At 61.4% G+C, this 17,219-nt stretch carries 13 protein-coding genes; 10 read left to right on the top strand and 3 right to left on the bottom strand.

The window, feature by feature from the left end; translation table 11 throughout:
• The first annotated feature begins 88 nt into the window (after nt 1-88).
• The gene (gene groL / locus Q1X90_RS05615) at nt 89-1,714 is read left to right on the top strand and encodes a chaperonin GroEL (protein ID WP_300767406.1); all 1,626 of its coding nucleotides are present in this window, start codon (nt 89-91) and stop codon (nt 1,712-1,714) included.
• A gap of 102 nt (nt 1,715-1,816) precedes the next feature.
• Here groL and Q1X90_RS05610 read toward each other — a convergent pair whose 3' ends face one another.
• On the bottom strand, nt 1,817-2,110 hold the full coding sequence (locus Q1X90_RS05610) for a WXG100 family type VII secretion target (protein WP_300767404.1): 294 nt from the start codon (nt 2,108-2,110) through the stop codon (nt 1,817-1,819).
• Between the two features lie 71 nt (nt 2,111-2,181).
• Between Q1X90_RS05610 and Q1X90_RS05605 the strand changes: the two genes are divergently transcribed.
• The 5 genes from Q1X90_RS05605 to Q1X90_RS05585 all read left to right on the top strand — a co-directional run bounded on the left by Q1X90_RS05605 (nt 2,182) and on the right by Q1X90_RS05585 (nt 7,190).
• Nucleotides 2,182-3,096: a TPM domain-containing protein gene (locus Q1X90_RS05605; protein WP_300767402.1), complete on the top strand. Its 915-nt coding sequence runs from the start codon at nt 2,182-2,184 to the stop codon at nt 3,094-3,096.
• On the top strand, nt 3,080-3,823 hold the full coding sequence (locus tag Q1X90_RS05600; protein WP_300767399.1) for a response regulator transcription factor: 744 nt from the start codon (nt 3,080-3,082) through the stop codon (nt 3,821-3,823). Before Q1X90_RS05605 ends, Q1X90_RS05600 begins: the two co-directional genes overlap by 17 nt.
• Nucleotides 3,824-3,951: 128 nt before the next feature.
• Nucleotides 3,952-5,697, top strand: a complete 1,746-nt coding sequence (locus tag Q1X90_RS05595) for a HAMP domain-containing sensor histidine kinase (RefSeq protein WP_300767953.1) — start codon at nt 3,952-3,954, stop codon at nt 5,695-5,697.
• 180 nt (nt 5,698-5,877) lie between these two features.
• A complete protein-coding gene (locus Q1X90_RS05590; RefSeq protein WP_300767397.1) occupies nt 5,878-6,267 on the top strand; it encodes a cold shock domain-containing protein in 390 nt (129 codons plus the stop codon).
• Entirely contained in the window at nt 6,267-7,190 is a 924-nt protein-coding gene (locus tag Q1X90_RS05585; protein WP_300767394.1) for a DUF3027 domain-containing protein, read from the top strand. Before Q1X90_RS05590 ends, Q1X90_RS05585 begins: the two co-directional genes overlap by 1 nt.
• 4 nt (nt 7,191-7,194) lie before the next feature.
• On the opposite strand, the gene Q1X90_RS05580 is transcribed toward Q1X90_RS05585, so the two are convergent.
• Nucleotides 7,195-8,181: a universal stress protein gene (locus Q1X90_RS05580; RefSeq protein WP_300767951.1), complete on the bottom strand. Its 987-nt coding sequence runs from the start codon at nt 8,179-8,181 to the stop codon at nt 7,195-7,197.
• Nucleotides 8,182-8,363: 182 nt separating this feature from the next.
• Between Q1X90_RS05580 and Q1X90_RS05575 the strand changes: the two genes are divergently transcribed.
• Nucleotides 8,364-11,024: an ATP-dependent Clp protease ATP-binding subunit gene (locus tag Q1X90_RS05575; RefSeq protein ID WP_300767391.1), complete on the top strand. Its 2,661-nt coding sequence runs from the start codon at nt 8,364-8,366 to the stop codon at nt 11,022-11,024.
• A gap of 331 nt (nt 11,025-11,355) precedes the next feature.
• Here the strand turns inward: Q1X90_RS05575 and Q1X90_RS05570 are convergent, their stop codons facing one another.
• Entirely contained in the window at nt 11,356-12,810 is a 1,455-nt protein-coding gene (locus tag Q1X90_RS05570) for a DUF349 domain-containing protein (protein WP_300767389.1), read from the bottom strand.
• Between the two features lie 83 nt (nt 12,811-12,893).
• Between Q1X90_RS05570 and hisS the strand changes: the two genes are divergently transcribed.
• The 3 genes from hisS (at nt 12,894) to Q1X90_RS05555 (ending at nt 17,198) form a co-directional block, all read left to right on the top strand.
• Nucleotides 12,894-14,288, top strand: coding sequence for a histidine--tRNA ligase (gene hisS, locus Q1X90_RS05565; protein ID WP_300767387.1), 1,395 nt, complete (start codon nt 12,894-12,896; stop codon nt 14,286-14,288).
• A 94-nt stretch (nt 14,289-14,382) separates the two neighbouring features.
• Nucleotides 14,383-16,182, top strand: a complete 1,800-nt coding sequence (gene aspS / locus Q1X90_RS05560) for an aspartate--tRNA ligase (RefSeq protein ID WP_300767385.1) — start codon at nt 14,383-14,385, stop codon at nt 16,180-16,182.
• Between the two features lie 8 nt (nt 16,183-16,190).
• Nucleotides 16,191-17,198, top strand: coding sequence for a PPK2 family polyphosphate kinase (locus Q1X90_RS05555; protein ID WP_300767383.1), 1,008 nt, complete (start codon nt 16,191-16,193; stop codon nt 17,196-17,198).
• Nucleotides 17,199-17,219: the final 21 nt, after the last annotated feature.

Raw genomic sequence — 17,219 nt, 5'->3', positions numbered from 1 at the left:
AGGTGAGTGATAAGACGGCAGCTGACGGCCGTCCGATGCTTGTCCGTCACGGGTGGAATACACACCCCAAGCCATATGTGGAGGAACAATGGCAAAAATCATTGCATACGACGAGGATGCTCGTCAGGGAATGCTCGCGGGCCTCGATAAGCTGGCCGATACCGTGAAGGTCACTCTGGGACCCAAGGGACGGAACGTCGTTCTTGACAAGTCCTATGGCGCTCCGACGATCACCAACGATGGCGTCTCCATCGCAAAGGAGATCGACCTCGAGGATCCATATGAGCGCATCGGCGCCGAGCTGGTGAAGGAGGTCGCCAAGAAGACCGACGATGTCGCCGGAGATGGAACCACCACCGCCACCGTGCTTGCTCAGTCCCTCGTCCATGAGGGACTCAAGAACGTCGTTGCCGGGTCCAATCCCATCGCTCTGCGTCGTGGAATTGAGAAGGCGTCGGATGAGATCGTCAAGGAGCTGGTCGCCAGCGCCAAGGACGTCGAGACCAAGGAGCAGATCGCCGCGACCGCGACTATCTCCGCCGCGGATCCCGAGGTCGGAGAGAAGATCGCCGAGGCTCTTGACAAGGTCGGTCAGGATGGCGTCGTCACCGTTGAGGACAACAACCGCTTCGGACTCGATCTCGAGTTCACCGAGGGCATGCGCTTCGACAAGGGCTACATCGCGCCGTATTTCGTGACCAACGCCGACGAGCAGACTGCGGTTCTTGAGGATCCGTACATCCTTCTGACCTCAGGAAAGCTGTCGAGCCAGCAGGATGTCGTGCACATCGCCGAGCTTGTCATGAAGACCGGCAAGCCGCTGCTGATCATCGCCGAGGATGTCGATGGAGAGGCTCTCCCCACCTTGATCCTCAACAAGATTCGTGGAACGTTCAACTCCTGCGCCGTCAAGGCTCCAGGATTTGGCGACCGCCGCAAGGCCATGCTTCAGGATATGGCCATTCTGACGGGCGCGCAGGTGGTGTCCGACGAGCTGGGCCTCAAGCTGGAGTCCGTCGACATGTCCGTTTTCGGAACCGCCAAGAAGGTCATCGTCTCGAAGGATGAGACCACCATTGTGTCCGGTGGCGGCTCCAAGGGCGATGTCGATGCCCGCGTCGCGCAGATTCGCGCCGAGATCGAGAACACCGACTCCGATTACGACCGCGAGAAGCTTCAGGAGCGTCTGGCGAAGCTTGCCGGAGGCGTTGCCGTGATCAAGGTCGGAGCCGCGACCGAGGTTGAGGCCAAGGAGCGCAAGCACCGCATCGAGGATGCCGTTCGCAACGCGAAGGCGGCCATCGAGGAGGGTCTGCTTCCCGGTGGTGGCGTCGCTCTCGTGCAGGCCGCGAAGAAGGCGGAGTCCTCCGCTACGATTACCTCGCTCGAGGGCGAGGAGGCCACTGGTGCGGCCATTGTGTTCCGCGCGGTCCAGGCCCCCATCAAGCAGATCGCCGAGAACTCGGGCGTTTCCGGGGATGTTGTTCTCAACAAGGTCCGTGAGCTTCCCGAGGGACAGGGATTCAACGCCGCGACCGACGTGTACGAGGACCTTCTTGCGGCCGGCGTCGCCGATCCCGTCAAGGTGACCCGCTCCGCGCTCCAGAACGCCGCGTCCATCGCGGGACTCTTCCTGACCACGGAGGCCGTTGTCGCCAACAAGCCGGAACCCGCACCCGCGGCTCCCGCTCCCAGTGCCGATATGGGCTACTGACACAGGGCGTGTGATACGGGAGGCGTCCCGGGCTGAAAACAGCCTGGGACGCCGCTTTTTGTTCCGCCGCCTCAACCTTTCAATTCCGTCGAGGCGTTTTCACTAAGATCGCGTGAACAGCATGGATGCCTGCGTCTCAGCCTGTTCATAGACATTGGACGCCTGGGCCAGTGCCTGCTGGATCGCCTCCAATGACTGCTCCATCTGCTGTTGGGCGCTTCTCCATTGATCTGCAACCGACGTGAACTGGGTGGCGGCGCCGCCTGTCCACACACTTTGGAGATCGGATAGATTGGTGTACATGCCAGTGACCGCGTCGCGAATCTGGGTGATGGATGCGTTGACCGCCGCGCTGGATGAGCGTATGCGCTCGGAGTCCACCTGATAGTGGGGCATGGTCGTCCTTTCGGGTTGATCTGATTGTTTCCTGTGGTGTTGCGGACGTCCTGACCGCTAAGGTGGACGATATGGTCAATAGGCGTTCGATGCGTACCCGGTCTGGCGATGTGGTCATACGCCTCGCCATCGTCCTTGTGATGCTGGTGACGATGCTGGCCGAGGCACTTGGCTCAGGATCCTATGCGGCCGGCGCGGAATCCAGCTCGTCCTCATCCTCCTCATCCCCATCGTCGTCCTCGTCTTCGTCGTCCTCATCGGACTCCATATCCATCAACGACTCGATCACCGACACCGAGAACCTTCTGGGATCTGATTTCTCGAAGGTGAGTGACGCTATCACGGAAACCAAAAAGACGACGGGCGTCAGCGTCCGACTTCTGTATCTGGCTCATTTCCCTGAAGGCAAGAAACCCGCCACGTGGGCCGCCAATTTGCTTAATTCCCTTGATCCCCCCGCCAATACGGTGATGCTTGCCGTGGGCTCTGACGATGGGAGCCTCGTCGTCGCGGTGTCGTCGAACTCCGAGGCGTGGCTGCGCCGCCAAAGCACTGTGGACTCGCTGTCGAGCGCCGCCACAAAGCCTTTGATGTCCTCAAGCGACCGTGATTGGGCGGCCTCCGCCCTGGCTTTGATGTCCGAGATATCCACGGTGAAACAGTCGTCCACGTCATCCACGGCGGCATGGGTGGGTGTCGGGATTCTTGCCGTCGTCCTCGTCGCCCTGGCCGTAGTGGCAATAGTGGTCACCAAGCGACGCCGAAAGCGGCATGCCGCGCCTCGTCGTTCCCATGTCAAGATGCCGCGATTGAAGTCGATGCGACGGCCTTCTAGGGGCAGGAAGGCTCCGCGGCACGGTGTCGCAACGTCGTCGTGGCCGCGGCATATTGTTCCGCGCCGATTAACAGTCAAGCAAAATCCAGAGGGTGTTCAGGAAACGTCCAGTGATGGGGGCAATTCTGAGTCACATGAGCAAACCGATTGAAGCATCCATTGTGGTCGTCGACGACGAACCGTCGATTCGTGAACTTCTTGTCGCTTCGCTGCATTTCTCGGGCTTTGAGGTTAATACCGCCGCGTCCGGTTCTGAGGCGATCAAAGTCATCGAGGAAACGCATCCCGATCTTATCGTTCTGGATGTGATGCTTCCGGACATCGATGGCTTCACCGTCACAAGGCGGATAAGGCAGGGCGGCATCGACGCGCCCGTCCTGTTCCTCACCGCCCGCGATGACACGCAGGACAAGGTGATGGGCCTCACGGTCGGAGGGGATGACTACGTCACCAAGCCCTTCAGCCTCGAGGAGGTCGTGGCCCGCATCCGCGCCATTCTCCGCCGAACGCACGGACAGGAGGAGGATGACCCCATCATCCGCGTCGGCGATTTGGAGATTAATGAGGATTCGCACGATGTCTCCCGCGCGGGACAGGCTATTGATCTGAGCCCGACCGAATACAAGCTTCTGCGTTATCTGATGGACAACGAAGGCAGAGTCCTATCCAAGGCCCAGATACTTGACCATGTCTGGCAATACGACTGGGGCGGCGATGCGGCGATCGTCGAATCGTACATCTCGTATCTGCGCAAGAAGGTCGATGGCATCGAAATCACCAATGATGACGGAACCGTCACCAAGGTCGATCCCCTGATCGAGACCAAGCGCGGAATCGGATACATGATCCGAGCGCCCCGGAGAAACTCCGCGCAGTGAAAACCCCGGACAAGACCGCCTTCCATCCGTGGGGAAGGAAAACCGGAAAGCCCAAGCGGAGGAACCCCGTCACACGGTTCCTTCTCACGCGTCTGGACGGTGTGCCTCTGGGCGTCAAGATCGTCGCCATGACGACCATCCTTCTGGTGATCGGCACGGTCAGCGTGTCCCTGTCCATCCGCCAGCTCGTGGGAAACTACCTTCTCAACAAAACCGACACGCAGCTCGTCCAGCAGGCCGAACTCGTCTACAACAACGTGGGTCTTCTCAGCAGCCGGGACAGCAGCCAGTCCACGGCGGGACCGACCGACTACTTCCTCCAGATGCGAAACACGTCGAATACCATCATCGCCACGCCGTTGGTTCCCGTCCTCAAAGGCGGCGTGGTGTCGGTGCCCACACTTCCGGCGAACGGCAGCATGGGCACCGTGCAGCTGGGCACTCCCTTCACGACGACGGCCAAGGTGACGACGTCATCAAGCTCGCAATCCGATCGGGACACGCTTCAGAAGGCCAAGGCGCCGTGGAGGGTTCTGGCGCTGCAGTGGATGAACAAAAGCCAGAGCGGCGAGAGCACTGTCGGAGGTGTCGTCTACATCGGGCTCTCGCTCAGCGACCAGATCGATACGGTCAACACGTTGACCAGATACACCTTGATGGTGGGCGCCGCGATCATCATGCTTAGCGTTATCATCGCCACCGTGCTCATACAACGCACCCTGGCTCCACTGAAGCGGATTGAGAAAACCGCTGCCAAAATCGCCGCAGGCGACCTGAGCGAACGGATTCCGCCGGCACCGGAAAACACCGAGGTCGGATCGCTGTCGGCATCGCTGAACACCATGCTTGCCCGGATCGAGTCGAGCTTCAGGGAGCAGGAGAAGACGACCGAGAAGATGAAACGCTTCGTGTCCGATGCCAGTCATGAGCTGAGGACGCCTTTGGCGGCCATACATGGATACGCGGAGCTGTACACGATGCAGAGGGATCTTCCCGGTGCCCTGGACAGGGCCGATTCTTCCATCCGCCATATCGAGGATTCCAGCACGCGCATGACCGTCCTCGTCGAGGATCTCCTGTCTCTGGCGCGTTTGGACGAGGGGCGGGGAATCGACATGACGAGCACTGTCGACCTCACCGCAGTCCTGCTCGACTCCTCGGATGATCTTCATGCTCTCGATCCCGAGCGATCCGTCGACACCGGAGTCGTAGATCTGTCCCCCGGATCCGGGGGCGTCGTATCGTTGGTCTTCTCCGCCGGCGCGCCTCCCGCCGTGTCCATCTCCGGGGATCCCTCCCGCATCCGACAAGTCATCACGAACATCGTCGGGAACATCCACCGGTACACGCCGGCCGATTCCAGCGTGCAGATGGGGCTTGGCGTGCTTCCGGCGGCCATGTCACCGGAGGAGCTGTCGGCGTTGCCTCCACATGAGCGCTCCCTTCGGCGCTTCCTCGACGCGGTTGAAGTCGGCCGGTCCATGAGGATAGGAACGACCTATGCCGTGATGCGGTTCATCGACCATGGTCCAGGCGTTCCTGACGAGGACAGGCCACAGATTTTCGAGCGCTTCTACACCGCCGATCCCTCTCGCGCACGAGAAAAGGGCGGAACCGGCCTAGGCATGGCCATCGTCCTGTCCGTGGTCAAGGCGCATAAGGGCTTGATCGTCGCGAGCGAATCGGACGGAGGTGGGCTGACCATCACCGTCATCCTGCCCATCGCACCAGTTGAGAGGGATTCCGCGGCGGATGGCGGTGATGCAGCGGTGGCCGTGACAGAGAAATCGAAGAGGTCGGAGAAATCCGATGCCACGGGGCCTCTGCGCTGGGGCGACAGGGAGCGGCGTCGTCACCAGAACGCAGGCGATTGAACGACCTCTGACAGGGAAGCGCAGCGGGCTGCACGGGACGATGCGCATGGTTCCGCCGAGACGACAAAGCCTGGCGCTGATTCCCCCAGCGGTGATGGCGTATGGAGTAGACTGTTCCACGGACAAGGAACATCAGACAGGGCGTCTGGTCGTATGTTGCGGAATGAGGTGTGCACGACTATGCCGAGTGGACGGGTTCGTTGGTATGACGCGGACAAGGGATATGGGTTCATCGCCGATGAGTCAGGGCATGATGTCTTCATGCCGGCCGCGTCCCTGACCGATGCGGGCACGCCTCCACGCAAGGGGTCGCGGGTGGAGTTCTCCGTGGTGGACGGGCGCAGGGGACCTCAGGCCCTTGATGTGAGGGTTTTGGGATCACGCCCCTCGATGGTCAGGGCGACGCGTCCGAAGCCTGACGATATGGTCGCGATTGTCGAGGACCTCATCAAACTGCTGGATGGGGCAGGCGCCGGGTTGAGGCGGCATCATTATCCCGCACCGGCGGAGAGCCGAAAGCTCGCATCCGTGCTCCGTGCGGTGGCTGACGATTTCGACGTGGAGGACTGATGACGACTCAGGAGACGGCTATGGATCCGCGCGACATCGCATTGTCGGCCGTCGTCGCGGCTGCCGAGGATCCCGGGCGCGTTGGCGGTCTGCTCGCGGTCCTGCAACTTGACGACGGTGTCACCGACTACCGTTTCGCCTGTCTGATGACCGGGTATGAGGGCTGGCAATGGTCGGCGACGTTGTTCCATGACACCGAGCGTGAACTGTGGACGGTGGATGAGTCCTCCCTTGTTCCGACGGACGATGCGGTTCTGTCTCCGTCATGGGTCCCATGGAAGGACAGGCTTGAGCCTTCGGACATCTCCGTCACTGATGTGATGGGCACGTCCACCGATGATGCGCGTTTGGAATCCGGATTGCCTCGGAATGCGGAATTGTCGCGGGATGGGGAGAAGGCGGATTCTACGCAGGAGGACTTGTCCTCCGGGGATGGATCTGAGAATGAATCCGAGGACCGCGATGAGGTGGTTGAGGAGTTCTCTCTCACCCGGAACCGGGTTCTCAGTCCCGAAGGGCGTTCGCAGACTGCGGAGAGGTGGTATCACGGATCGCGCGGCCCCCGGTCTCTGTCGACACGGGTGGCATCCGGCAACCCCTGCTCCACATGCGGTTTCCTCGTGCCGATCCGCGGGGATCTAGGTCTTCAGTTCGGTGTCTGCGCGAATATGTGGAGTCCAGATGACGGTAAGGTCGTGTCTCTTGACCATGGTTGTGGCGAGCATTCGCAGATCCAGCCCCCCGCTTCTCCTCATCTGTGGGTGCAATCCACTCCCGCGTATGATGACATTCATATTGATGTCATTGAGCAGAGGCCCCGCGAGGAGTCCGCGCAGATAGAGCTTATCGAGAGTGCGGAGGATGGGGACGGCCCGGTGGACGGCGGTGGCTCGGCGGTCGTTGACGATCCGGCGGCCGACTGACGGCTCAGTGGACGACGGTGACTGAGCATTCCGAGAGGTCTACGACCTGACGGGAGACCGATCCGAGGAATCTGGCATCCATACCGCTTAATCCACGCGTTCCCACGATGATGTGGGCCGCGTACCGCGACGCGTCGATCAACCCCTGCGCGGCGGGGATATGGAAGGCATAGGCCTGGATGTCCCCACCGGTGTGGGGCAACTCCTCATCGACGGTTCTCTCGACGATCTGCTGCGCGTACGACTGCGCCTGTGAGATGGGCGCGACGGCCCGCTCGTAACCTGGAACCGTTCCCAGATCGCGCAGCTGCCAACACATGATGACCCGTAGCGGACGGTGGCGGAGAGCCGCCATGTCTCTTGCGAAGCGCAGTGCCCGTCGTGATGTGGCTGAACCGTCGACACCCACGACGATGGGAGACTCCTCAGAGTCGTATGCGGGGAGAGAGTCGGCGCGACGACTGGAGAATGTCGCGTCGTCCCTTGACGGCGAGAGCGTGCGTGCGATCTGCTGGCGGACGGTCGATGCCTCGTCGGTTGGAGTCTTGACGATGGTCACGGGGACGCGCGCATCCTCGGCGAGCGACGAGGAGAGGGAGCCCGTGAGCCATCGTGTCATGCGTCCCACGCTCCGTCGTCCGACGACGATCTGCTGCGCGGCGGATCCCATGGTCATCAGAGCGCTCGCGCCCGAGGCGTGCACCGATGTGAGCGTCAGGTCGTTCCTGTCGAAATCCATCCCTTGGCAGGCCGTGTCGGCCCACTCGCGCAGCTTCGAGGAAATCCGTACTCTCGTTCTGTCCCATTCATCGTCATCCTGCGGTTCCGGGCCAAGACTCCAGGACCGGGTCCAGCCAAAAACGGCGTTGACGTGTCTGGAATCGAGGGATGCTTCCCGCAAGGCCCAGCGAAGCGCGGCGAAGGACTCCGGGGAGCCGTCGACGCCGACGACGATATCCTTTTTGACAGACCCATCCGAGGTGTCCTCCATAACGGTTTTCAGCGATCCGTCATCCAATGCGTGGCCACGATCCATCGTCAACCTCCCTGAGCGTCCCAACGGAACCAGCATATCCCGTCTTTGCGCAGTGAGCGCAATAGCGGAGGGGGTGGAAATAAAGGTCAGAGCGAATCGGTAGAGTGGGATGGACTGACAAGAGTGGAGGAACAAGCATGTTCGAACGGTTCACCGACCGGGCCAGGCGTGTAATCGTGCTGGCTCAGGAGGAGGCCCGCAACCTTCAGCACAATTACATCGGCACCGAGCACCTGCTGCTGGGGCTGATACGTGAGGGCGAAGGAGTCGCAGCCAAGGCACTGGCCGCCAAAGGGGTCACCCTCGAGGACACGCGCAAGCAGGTCGAGGAGATGATCGGCAAGGGGAGCGCGGCCCCCAACGGGCACATTCCGTTCACGCCGCACGCGCGTCAGGTTCTTGAGCTGAGTCTGCGCGAGGCGTTGCAGTTGGGACACAGCTACATCGGCACGGAACACATTCTTTTGGGCCTGATCCGCGAGGGCGAGGGGGTGGGGACCCAGGTCCTCATCAAAATGGATGTCGATCTGGGGGAGCTGCGCACCACGACGATCGACCTTATTCGTGGAAACACGGGCACCGGGGACGACTCCTCGGCGCAGGACCTCGCCAATGCCGGCGGAGTGCAAGAGAAACGCAGCCAGACTGGATCGGCCATCCTCGACCAGTTCGGAAGGAATCTTACGACCGAGGCCGCCGAGGGGAAGCTTGATCCCGTGATCGGCAGAAGCGCCGAGATCGAACGCGTGATGGTCGTGCTGTCACGCAGAACCAAGAACAACCCCGTTCTCATTGGGGATCCGGGCGTCGGCAAGACCGCGGTCGTCGAGGGGCTGGCCCAGAAGATTAACGCCGGGGACGTTCCTGAGACGCTGAAGGGCAAGCAGGTGTATTCGCTTGATCTGGGCTCGATGGTCGCAGGATCACGGTATCGCGGTGATTTCGAGGAAAGGCTCAAGAAGGTCCTCAAGGAGATCAAAACGCGCGGCGACATCGTGCTGTTCATCGACGAGATCCACACCATCGTCGGAGCCGGAAGCGCCGATGGAGCGCTTGGGGCGTCGGATATGCTCAAGCCCATGCTCGCCCGTGGGGAGCTGCAGACCATCGGCGCGACCACGACCGAGGAATACCGCAAGTACATCGAGAAGGACGCCGCGCTTGAACGGCGTTTCCAGCCCATTCAGGTGCACGAGCCGACGATCGCGGAGACGATCGAGATACTCAAGGGGCTCCGTAGCCGCTATGAGAACCACCATCATGTCACCATCAAGGATTCCGCACTTCAGGCTGCGGCGGAGCTGTCCTCGCGCTACATCCAGGACCGGCATCTTCCCGACAAAGCCATCGACCTGATCGATGAGGCCGGGGCGAGGTTGAGGATCAAGAGGCTGACGGCACCCCCGGAGCTCAAGGAAATCGACGACAGGATCGCGAAAGTTGCGGGGCAGAAGGACCAGGCGATCAAGGACCAGGACTTCGAGAAGGCCGCGCAGCTGCGTGACGATCAGGAGAAGCTTGAGGCCGAGCGCAAGGAGAAGGAGACCACGTGGAGGGAAGGCGAATCGACCGTCAGCATGGTGGTCGATGAGGATGTGATAGCCGAGGTCGTGTCCAGCACCACCGGCATCCCTGTCTTCAAGCTCACCCAGGCCGAATCCAAGAAGCTCCTCAGCATGGAGTTGGTTCTCCATAAGCGGATCATCGGACAGGACGAGGCGGTTTCCGCGTTGTCCCGTTCCATCAGGCGGACAAGGGTCGGGCTCAAGGACCCCAAGCGCCCTGCGGGGTCCTTCATCTTCGCGGGCCCCACGGGCGTCGGCAAAACGGAGCTCGCCAAGGCGTTGGCCGACTTCCTGTTCGACGATGAGGATGCCCTTATACGCGTGGATATGTCGGAGTTCTCCGAGAAATACGCCGCGTCCCGTCTTTTCGGGGCACCTCCGGGATACGTCGGATACGAGGAGGGTGGCGAGCTTACCGAGAAGGTGCGCCGCAAGCCATTCTCCGTGGTGCTTTTCGACGAGATCGAGAAGGCGCATCCAGACATCTTCAACACGCTTCTCCAGGTGCTTGACGATGGACATCTCACCGACGGACAGGGGAGGAAGGTCGACTTCAAGAACACTATCATCATCCTCACCACGAATCTGGGAACGCGCGACATTGCCAAGGCGGCGAACACCGGATTCAATCTGGGGACCAACACGGAGAGCAGCTATCAACGCATGAGGGATCAGGTCTCCAGTGAGCTCAAAAGGCAGTTCCGCCCCGAGTTCCTCAACCGACTTGACGACATCATCGTGTTCCGCCAGCTCACCGAGCCGCAGGTGCGTCAGATCGTCGACCTCGATGTGAACCAGCTCAATGACAGGCTTTTCGAGCGTCACATGTCCATCGAGCTCAGCGATGGGGCCAAAGACTTGCTCGCAGAGAAGGGATTCGATCCCCTTCTGGGAGCCCGCCCCCTGCGCCGTGTAATCCAGCGGGACATCGAGGACGCCATATCCGAGAAGATCCTTATGGGCGATTTGCATGATGGACAGAAAGTGCGTGTCGGCGCTGTCGGCGAGGGGATTCTTGGAGAGTTCACCTTTGCGGGCGAGGATTTCGCCGATCCGGAGCATCCGGATGGGGAACCGGCGGGTTCCGCCGATGACGAGGTCCCGCAGCCGGAGTCACCGGCCGGCGCGTCCGATGATGGGGACAGCCAGTTGGTTTCCTCATCCGCTCTATCCAACGGTTCTTCGGATCACGACTCCGGTTCCGATAAGGCGCAGGAGACAAAGGCCGAGTAACCGTAATTCGACGTCGTCGAGGGGTTCTCCATCATGTGGGCGGATCCTCCGATGACGTCGAATCGTTTTTCCGAACGGTTCTGATGCCGCCGGTGATTACACCGGAGAAGTTCCGGGGAGGTTACCGAACCGGTATCCCGTCGAGGCCGGGGAATCGCGAGGACTGGGGAATCGCGAAACAGGAAGCGTGGAGCGTCAAGGCCCTGAGGGACCTCGTCACTCCACGCTTCCTGCCGTGGACCAGCCCTGACGATTATTCGCTTGGCGCCGATCCTTTCAGCAACTCTTTCAGCAACCTTTTCAACAAGGTCCGCAACAGCGGCACCGAATCTCAGCGCACCGCGTTGAGCCACTGCTCTTTCGTGGCCTTCTCCGCCTCCAAAGCCGCCTTCGTGGAGGGGTCGGACTCATGTGCGATGGCCTCGTCCAATTCGGCGAGTCTGCCGCGCAGCTGCTCCTCGAAGCTGGACTTGCGCGCATCCGCCTCGGGATCGGCGTTTTTCCAGGCCGCGTCCTCGACGGCCTTGATCTGGCGGTCCACGGCATCCAGCCGTCCTTCGATGCGGCGGATATCCTCGCGCGGAACATACCCGATCTGGTCCCATTCTTCCTGAATGGAGGCCAGGGCCTTCCGCGCCTTTTTCGCGGCCTTCTCATCGGCGACCGGGACAAGAGCCTCCGCCTTGGTCAGAAGTTCCTCCTTCTTCGCAAGATTCTCATGCTCCGACGAGGATGTCTGATCGCGATCCGCCTGACGCGCGTTGAAGAAGGTGTCGGCGGCCTCCCTGAACTTCATCCACAGCGCGTCGTCCTCGCTGCGTCCCGCGCGTCCCGCCTTCTTCCATCTATCCATAAGATCGTTGAAGCGACGGGATGTCTCGGCCCATTGCGTCGAATCCTTCAGGGACTGCGCTTCGGCTATGATCTGTTCCTTGGCCGCACGCGCGGAGGCCCGTTCGGAGTCGCGCTCCTGGGCCCACTTTCTGCGGGCCTGATTGAACGTCGTCCGAGCGGAGGAGAAGCGCTTCCACAAAGCGTCCGCATCGGTTTTGTCGATGCGGATGGATGTGCGCTGATGTTTCTGCCATTCCTCGAAAAGAGCTCGGAACTTGTCGGCCGTTTGACGCCAGTTCGTGGACGATCCCAGAGATGCGGCCAGCTGCTCGGCCTTCTCTACGATTACGGTGCGCTCCGCGACGGCCTTGGCCATGGCCTCCTTGCGGGTGGCGGCGATCTCATCCTTGCGCTGTCCAGCCCTGGAGGACAGACGCTCGTATTCGGAGCGCAGCGACGACAGGTCTCCGACGACGGCGGGTTCGCGAACCTCCTCACCAAGCAGCGTCACGGACTCGTCGATTTCATGGGGCTTGATCGAGGCGTTCTCAAGACGGGTGGCGAAAAGGTCCAGTTTGGCCTTGAGATCAAGGAAACGACGCGCGTAGAGGGACAGCGCCTCCTTCGGCGAGGACGCGTCGGGGAACTGTCCCACGGGACGCTCGGAATCGCCATCGGTCACGAACACCGTTCCATCGTCGGCGACACGCCCGAAGGCCGCTGCCTCATCGATCTGCTTGTCCGAATAGTCCGATGCCAGAACCGCAGGCGCGGCGGTCGTGGCTTTCCCGGCCCGTGCCGACAGCGCGGCGGGGGACGGAACATGGGCCTTGCCCGCCATCGCCGCGGGGGATGGCACCGGCGCGGCGGGACGATGCTCCTGAGGCGCGGCGGAAGCCTTCGCGTCGTTGACATCGGCTGTTGATTCGGGGGTGACGTTTTCGTCGGCCATGACCAGCTCCTTACAAGCGTGTGCGGTGAAGGTGGCGGGACGCTGTGGCGTCATTTCCGCAACCTCACCTATTATATGGAACCGTGGCTAAAGGCGCATCAATATCAGGATTTCCGGAATGGCTTCCCTCCGAGCGGGTCGTTGAACAGAAGGTCATCGACACAGTGCGGGAGGTGTTTGAGCTCAATGGATTCATTGGGATCGAGACCCGTGCCGTGGAGGCGGGGGCGAGTCTGTTGAAAAAAGGCGAGACGAGCAAGGAGATATATCTTCTGTCGCGTCTGCAGGACGTGGGGTCGGAGAGCGACACTCCAGTGGAGGAGCGTCTGGGATTGCATTTCGATCTGACCGTCCCTTTGAGCAGATACGTTGTCGAGAATTCGGGCTCATTGACGTTCCCCTTCAAACGGTGGCAGATACAGAAGGTGTGGAGAGGGGAGCGCCCGCAGGAAGGGCGTTTCCGCGAGTTCGTCCAGGCGGACATCGATGTGGTGGGCAATGGCGACCTTCCGGAGCATTACGAGGTCGAGCTTCCTTTGGTGATGGTGTCCGCGTTGGAGAGGCTGCGTGAGCTGGGACTTCCTAAAGCCACCGTGCACGCCAACAACCGCAAGCTGTCGGAGGGCTTCTATCGGTCGCTGGGATTGACGGATGTCGAGGGCGTGCTGCGGGAGATAGACAAGATCGACAAGATTGGTGCGGACGAGGTACATCGTCTTCTTATCGAGAACTGCGGGGCGGACGAGAATCAGGCCCGTGGATGCCTTGACCTTGCGTCGCTGACCGCCGAAGACGGGACGGATCTGCGTGCGGGATTCGCCGGATTGTGCTCCCGCTATGGAATCGAGCCGGGCGACGCCGCATACGACATGGCCGTTGAGGGGCTGGAATCCCTGTCCATGGTGGTGGACGGAGCCTCAAGAATTCGACCGGGATCGGTTGTGGCGGATCTCAAAATCGCGCGTGGCCTCGACTACTACACCGGTTCCGTATATGAGACCTTCCTCGAGGGAGCCGAGCAGCTGGGATCCATCTGCTCCGGAGGGCGTTATGACAATCTTGCGTCGCAGGGCAGCAGGAAGTACCCCGGCGTGGGACTCTCAATCGGTCTCTCAAGGCTTGTCTCCTATATGCTGCGCACGGTCGGGGTCCATGCGTCTCGTGTCTCTCCGGCTGCGGTGATGGTCGCGGTATGGGACGAGGACTCCCGTGACGCATCGAACGCCATAGCCCAAGCGCTCAGATCGCGTGGCATCTCGACGGACGTCGCGCCCAAAGCCGCCAAACTGGGCAAACAGATTCATTACGCGGACAGGCTCGGCATACCCTATGTCTGGTTCCCGGCTGTGGCGACCGAGGACGGAGCTGGCGCGGACGAGGTGCGAAACATCGTCACGGGTGAGCAGACGGCGGCCGACGTCACGTCGTGGTTGCCGGATAGTGTGGTGGCCCGGCAAGGCATCGCACTGGAACGGTGAGGACACCGTCACGGTGCGGTCCGCACGCATGAGCACGGCAAACGGTGGTGGGAACGAGACTCCCGTCACAAGGAACAACAGAGGAAGCAAGGCAATGGGCCAGACGGCATACAGAACACACCATGCCACCGAGGTGACCGAGGATCTCATCGGACGGAAGGTGACCATCGCGGGATGGGTCGATAGGCGTCGCGATCATGGCGGGGTCGCATTCATCGATCTGAGGGATTCCAGCGGTCTGGTTCAGGTCGTGATCTACGACGAAGACGTCGCCCGACCCCTGCGCAGCGAATTCGTCATCCAAGTCACAGGAGAGGTTCGCGCGCGTCCCGACGGCAATGAGAACGACCACCTCGCCACGGGGAAGATCGAGGTCGTCGTCGAGGACCTCACCGTGCTCGCCAAGGCCGACGCACTGCCGTTCCAGGTGTCCACCGCGTTGGAGAACGAGTCCGAGAACCGTCTCCCGGGCGAGGATGTCCGCCTGAGATACCGCTATCTCGATCTGCGTCGTCCCTCGATGCAGCGCAACCTCAAGCTGCGCTCGGATATGACCAAGGCCGCTCGCCATGCCCTGGAGGATATGGACTTCACCGAGGTGGAAACCCCGACGTTCATCAAATCCACGCCGGAGGGCGCCCGGGATTTCGTGGTTCCCGCGCGTCTTGTGCCAGGGTCCTGGTACGCGTTGCCACAGTCGCCGCAGCTGTTGAAGCAGCTGCTGATGGTCGGTGGCGTGGAGCGCTACTACCAGCTGGCGCGCTGCTACCGTGACGAGGACTTCCGCGCCGACCGCCAGCCGGAGTTCACCCAGCTCGACATGGAGATGAGCTATGTCGGGCAGGAGGACGTCATCGCCATGGCCGAGAAGGTCATCGCCTCGATCTGGGCCTCCCGCGGCTATGAGGTGACGCTCCCGATCCCTCGGATCACCTGGCAGGACGCTATGGACCTCTATGGTTCGGACAAGCCGGATCTGCGGTTCGGCAATCCGCTGGTGGAGCTCACGCAGTATTTCCATGACACGCCATTCCGCGTGTTCCAAGCACCCTATGTGGGCGCGGTCGTCTTCAAGGGAGGTGCCGCGACTCCGCGTCGCCAGTTCGACGCATGGCAGGATTGGGCGAGACAGCGTGGCGCCAAAGGTCTGGCGTATGTTGTGTTCGCGGAGGATGGGGAGCTCAAAGGGCCCGTCGCCAAGAACCTCTCACAGGAGGAGCGTGATGGGCTGCGTGAGGCCGTCCATGCGCAACCCGGTGACGCCGTGTTCTTCGCAGCCGGCGCGCGTGAGTCCTCGCAGCTTCTTCTTGGCGCGGTCCGGGTGGAGCTGGCTCGCCGTGCGGGGCTGCTTCACCCCGATGACTTCGCCTTCACTTGGGTGGTCGACTTCCCCCTGTTCAAGAGGACGGATGATCCCGATGACGATGACGTGGCCGTGGGACACTCGCAGTGGACGTCGATGCATCATCCCTTCACCATGCCCTCTGCCGAGTGGATCGACACCTTCGACAAGGATCCGGAGCATGCGATGAGTGACTCCTACGACATCGTCTGCAATGGCGAGGAGATGGGTGGCGGATCCGTTCGTATCCATCGCGACGACATTCAGGATCGTGTTCTCGATGTTCTGGGAATAGACAAGGACGAGGCGCAGGAGAAGTTCGGTTTCCTGCTGGAGGCCTTCAAATACGGTGCGCCGCCTCATGCCGGTATCGCCTTGGGATGGGACCGCACGGTGTCCATCCTTGCGGGAGCCGACTCGATCCGCGACGTCATCGCCTTCCCGAAGGCCGGAGGCGGGCGCGACCCGCTGACGGGCGCTCCCGCACCGATATCCGACCAGCAGCGTGCCGAGACGGGTGTGGACTACGATCCCGACGAGGATAAGGACTGACACGCGCCATGCCAAAAATCCAGCGTGATTCCGAGGATGGCGGCTCGGACAAGGATGCGAGGAAGCGCGTCGCCGAGGTGCTTGACGGTGCACAGAAGGCCATCGAGGGAGCCACGGCGGGCACAAGCGTGGCGGAACGTCTGGCACTGGCCGCCAAATCCTCGGAGCTGCTCAGTTCGGTGTGGACGCTGCCGCCAGCCCAACGCATGATGTTCCACCCCGGCGACCGGCTCGTCGATGTTCCGGCGGACGACACACCAGGTTTTCCCGGTGGCAAGGGCGAGGGGCAGCGCTTCATCGATCTGAGCTCCGGTGAGATCTCCAGATTCATGGGGTTGATGTACGCCAATGGCGTCAAAGGATCGCATCGGCGGCTTCTGATCATCCTGCAGGGCATGGATGCGTCGGGCAAAGGCGGAATCGTCCGCCACGTCTTCCGTCAGGGCGATCCCATGGGAATCCACTATCACGGTTTCGGCGCCCCCAGCGAGGAGGAGCTCCGTCATGATTTTCTGTGGCGGATCAAGCGCGAGCTGCCTCGTGACGGATGGGTGGCCGTGTTCGACCGCTCCCACTACGAGGACATCGTGATGCCTCGTGTGTATGGAACTCAGCCCGAAAGCGTGTGGAGGGAGCGCTACGACGTCGTGAACGACTTCGAACGGTCCCTGGTGACAAGCGGTTGCTCCGTGATCAAGATATTCCTGACCATCAGCCGTGATTTTCAGAAGGGTCGTTTCCTTGACAGACTCGACGATCCGACCAAAAGATGGAAGTTCGACGTCAGCGACCTTGACGCACGAGACCGCTGGGACGACTACATGGCCGCGTGGCAGGATGTGTTCGAGCAGACAAGCACCACCTACGCGCCGTGGTATGTCGTTCCCGCGGACAAACGCTGGTATTCGCGCGCGGTCGTGTCCGAGCTGCTGCGGACCACATTCACCACGATGAATCTCACATGGCCACCGCTGTCCTGCGACGAGGACGAGGCGCGATCCAGACTTTCGGCGTAGGAGATGGACATAGCCGAGGAC

Source organism: uncultured Bifidobacterium sp. (assembly GCF_949292005.1).
Taxonomy (GTDB): Bacteria; Actinomycetota; Actinomycetes; order Actinomycetales; family Bifidobacteriaceae; genus Bifidobacterium.
This window is presented reverse-complemented; position numbering and strand designations above follow the sequence as displayed.

Bases quoted from the DNA above. Each gene is read 5' to 3' on its own strand.
- Q1X90_RS05590 (WP_300767397.1), top strand. From the start codon at position 5,878: ATGCCGAGTGGACGGGTTCGTTGGTATGACGCGGACAAGGGATATGGG.
- Q1X90_RS05555 (WP_300767383.1), top strand. From the start codon at position 16,191: ATGCCAAAAATCCAGCGTGATTCCGAGGATGGCGGCTCGGACAAGGAT.
- Q1X90_RS05575 (WP_300767391.1), top strand. From the start codon at position 8,364: ATGTTCGAACGGTTCACCGACCGGGCCAGGCGTGTAATCGTGCTGGCT.
- Q1X90_RS05600 (WP_300767399.1), top strand. From the start codon at position 3,080: ATGAGCAAACCGATTGAAGCATCCATTGTGGTCGTCGACGACGAACCG.
- Q1X90_RS05605 (WP_300767402.1), top strand. From the start codon at position 2,182: ATGGTCAATAGGCGTTCGATGCGTACCCGGTCTGGCGATGTGGTCATA.
- aspS (WP_300767385.1), top strand. From the start codon at position 14,383: ATGGGCCAGACGGCATACAGAACACACCATGCCACCGAGGTGACCGAG.
- Q1X90_RS05580 (WP_300767951.1), bottom strand. From the start codon at position 8,181: ATGGAGGACACCTCGGATGGGTCTGTCAAAAAGGATATCGTCGTCGGC.
- Q1X90_RS05610 (WP_300767404.1), bottom strand. From the start codon at position 2,110: ATGCCCCACTATCAGGTGGACTCCGAGCGCATACGCTCATCCAGCGCG.
- Q1X90_RS05585 (WP_300767394.1), top strand. From the start codon at position 6,267: ATGACGACTCAGGAGACGGCTATGGATCCGCGCGACATCGCATTGTCG.
- Q1X90_RS05570 (WP_300767389.1), bottom strand. From the start codon at position 12,810: ATGGCCGACGAAAACGTCACCCCCGAATCAACAGCCGATGTCAACGAC.
- Q1X90_RS05595 (WP_300767953.1), top strand. From the start codon at position 3,952: ATGACGACCATCCTTCTGGTGATCGGCACGGTCAGCGTGTCCCTGTCC.
- groL (WP_300767406.1), top strand. From the start codon at position 89: ATGGCAAAAATCATTGCATACGACGAGGATGCTCGTCAGGGAATGCTC.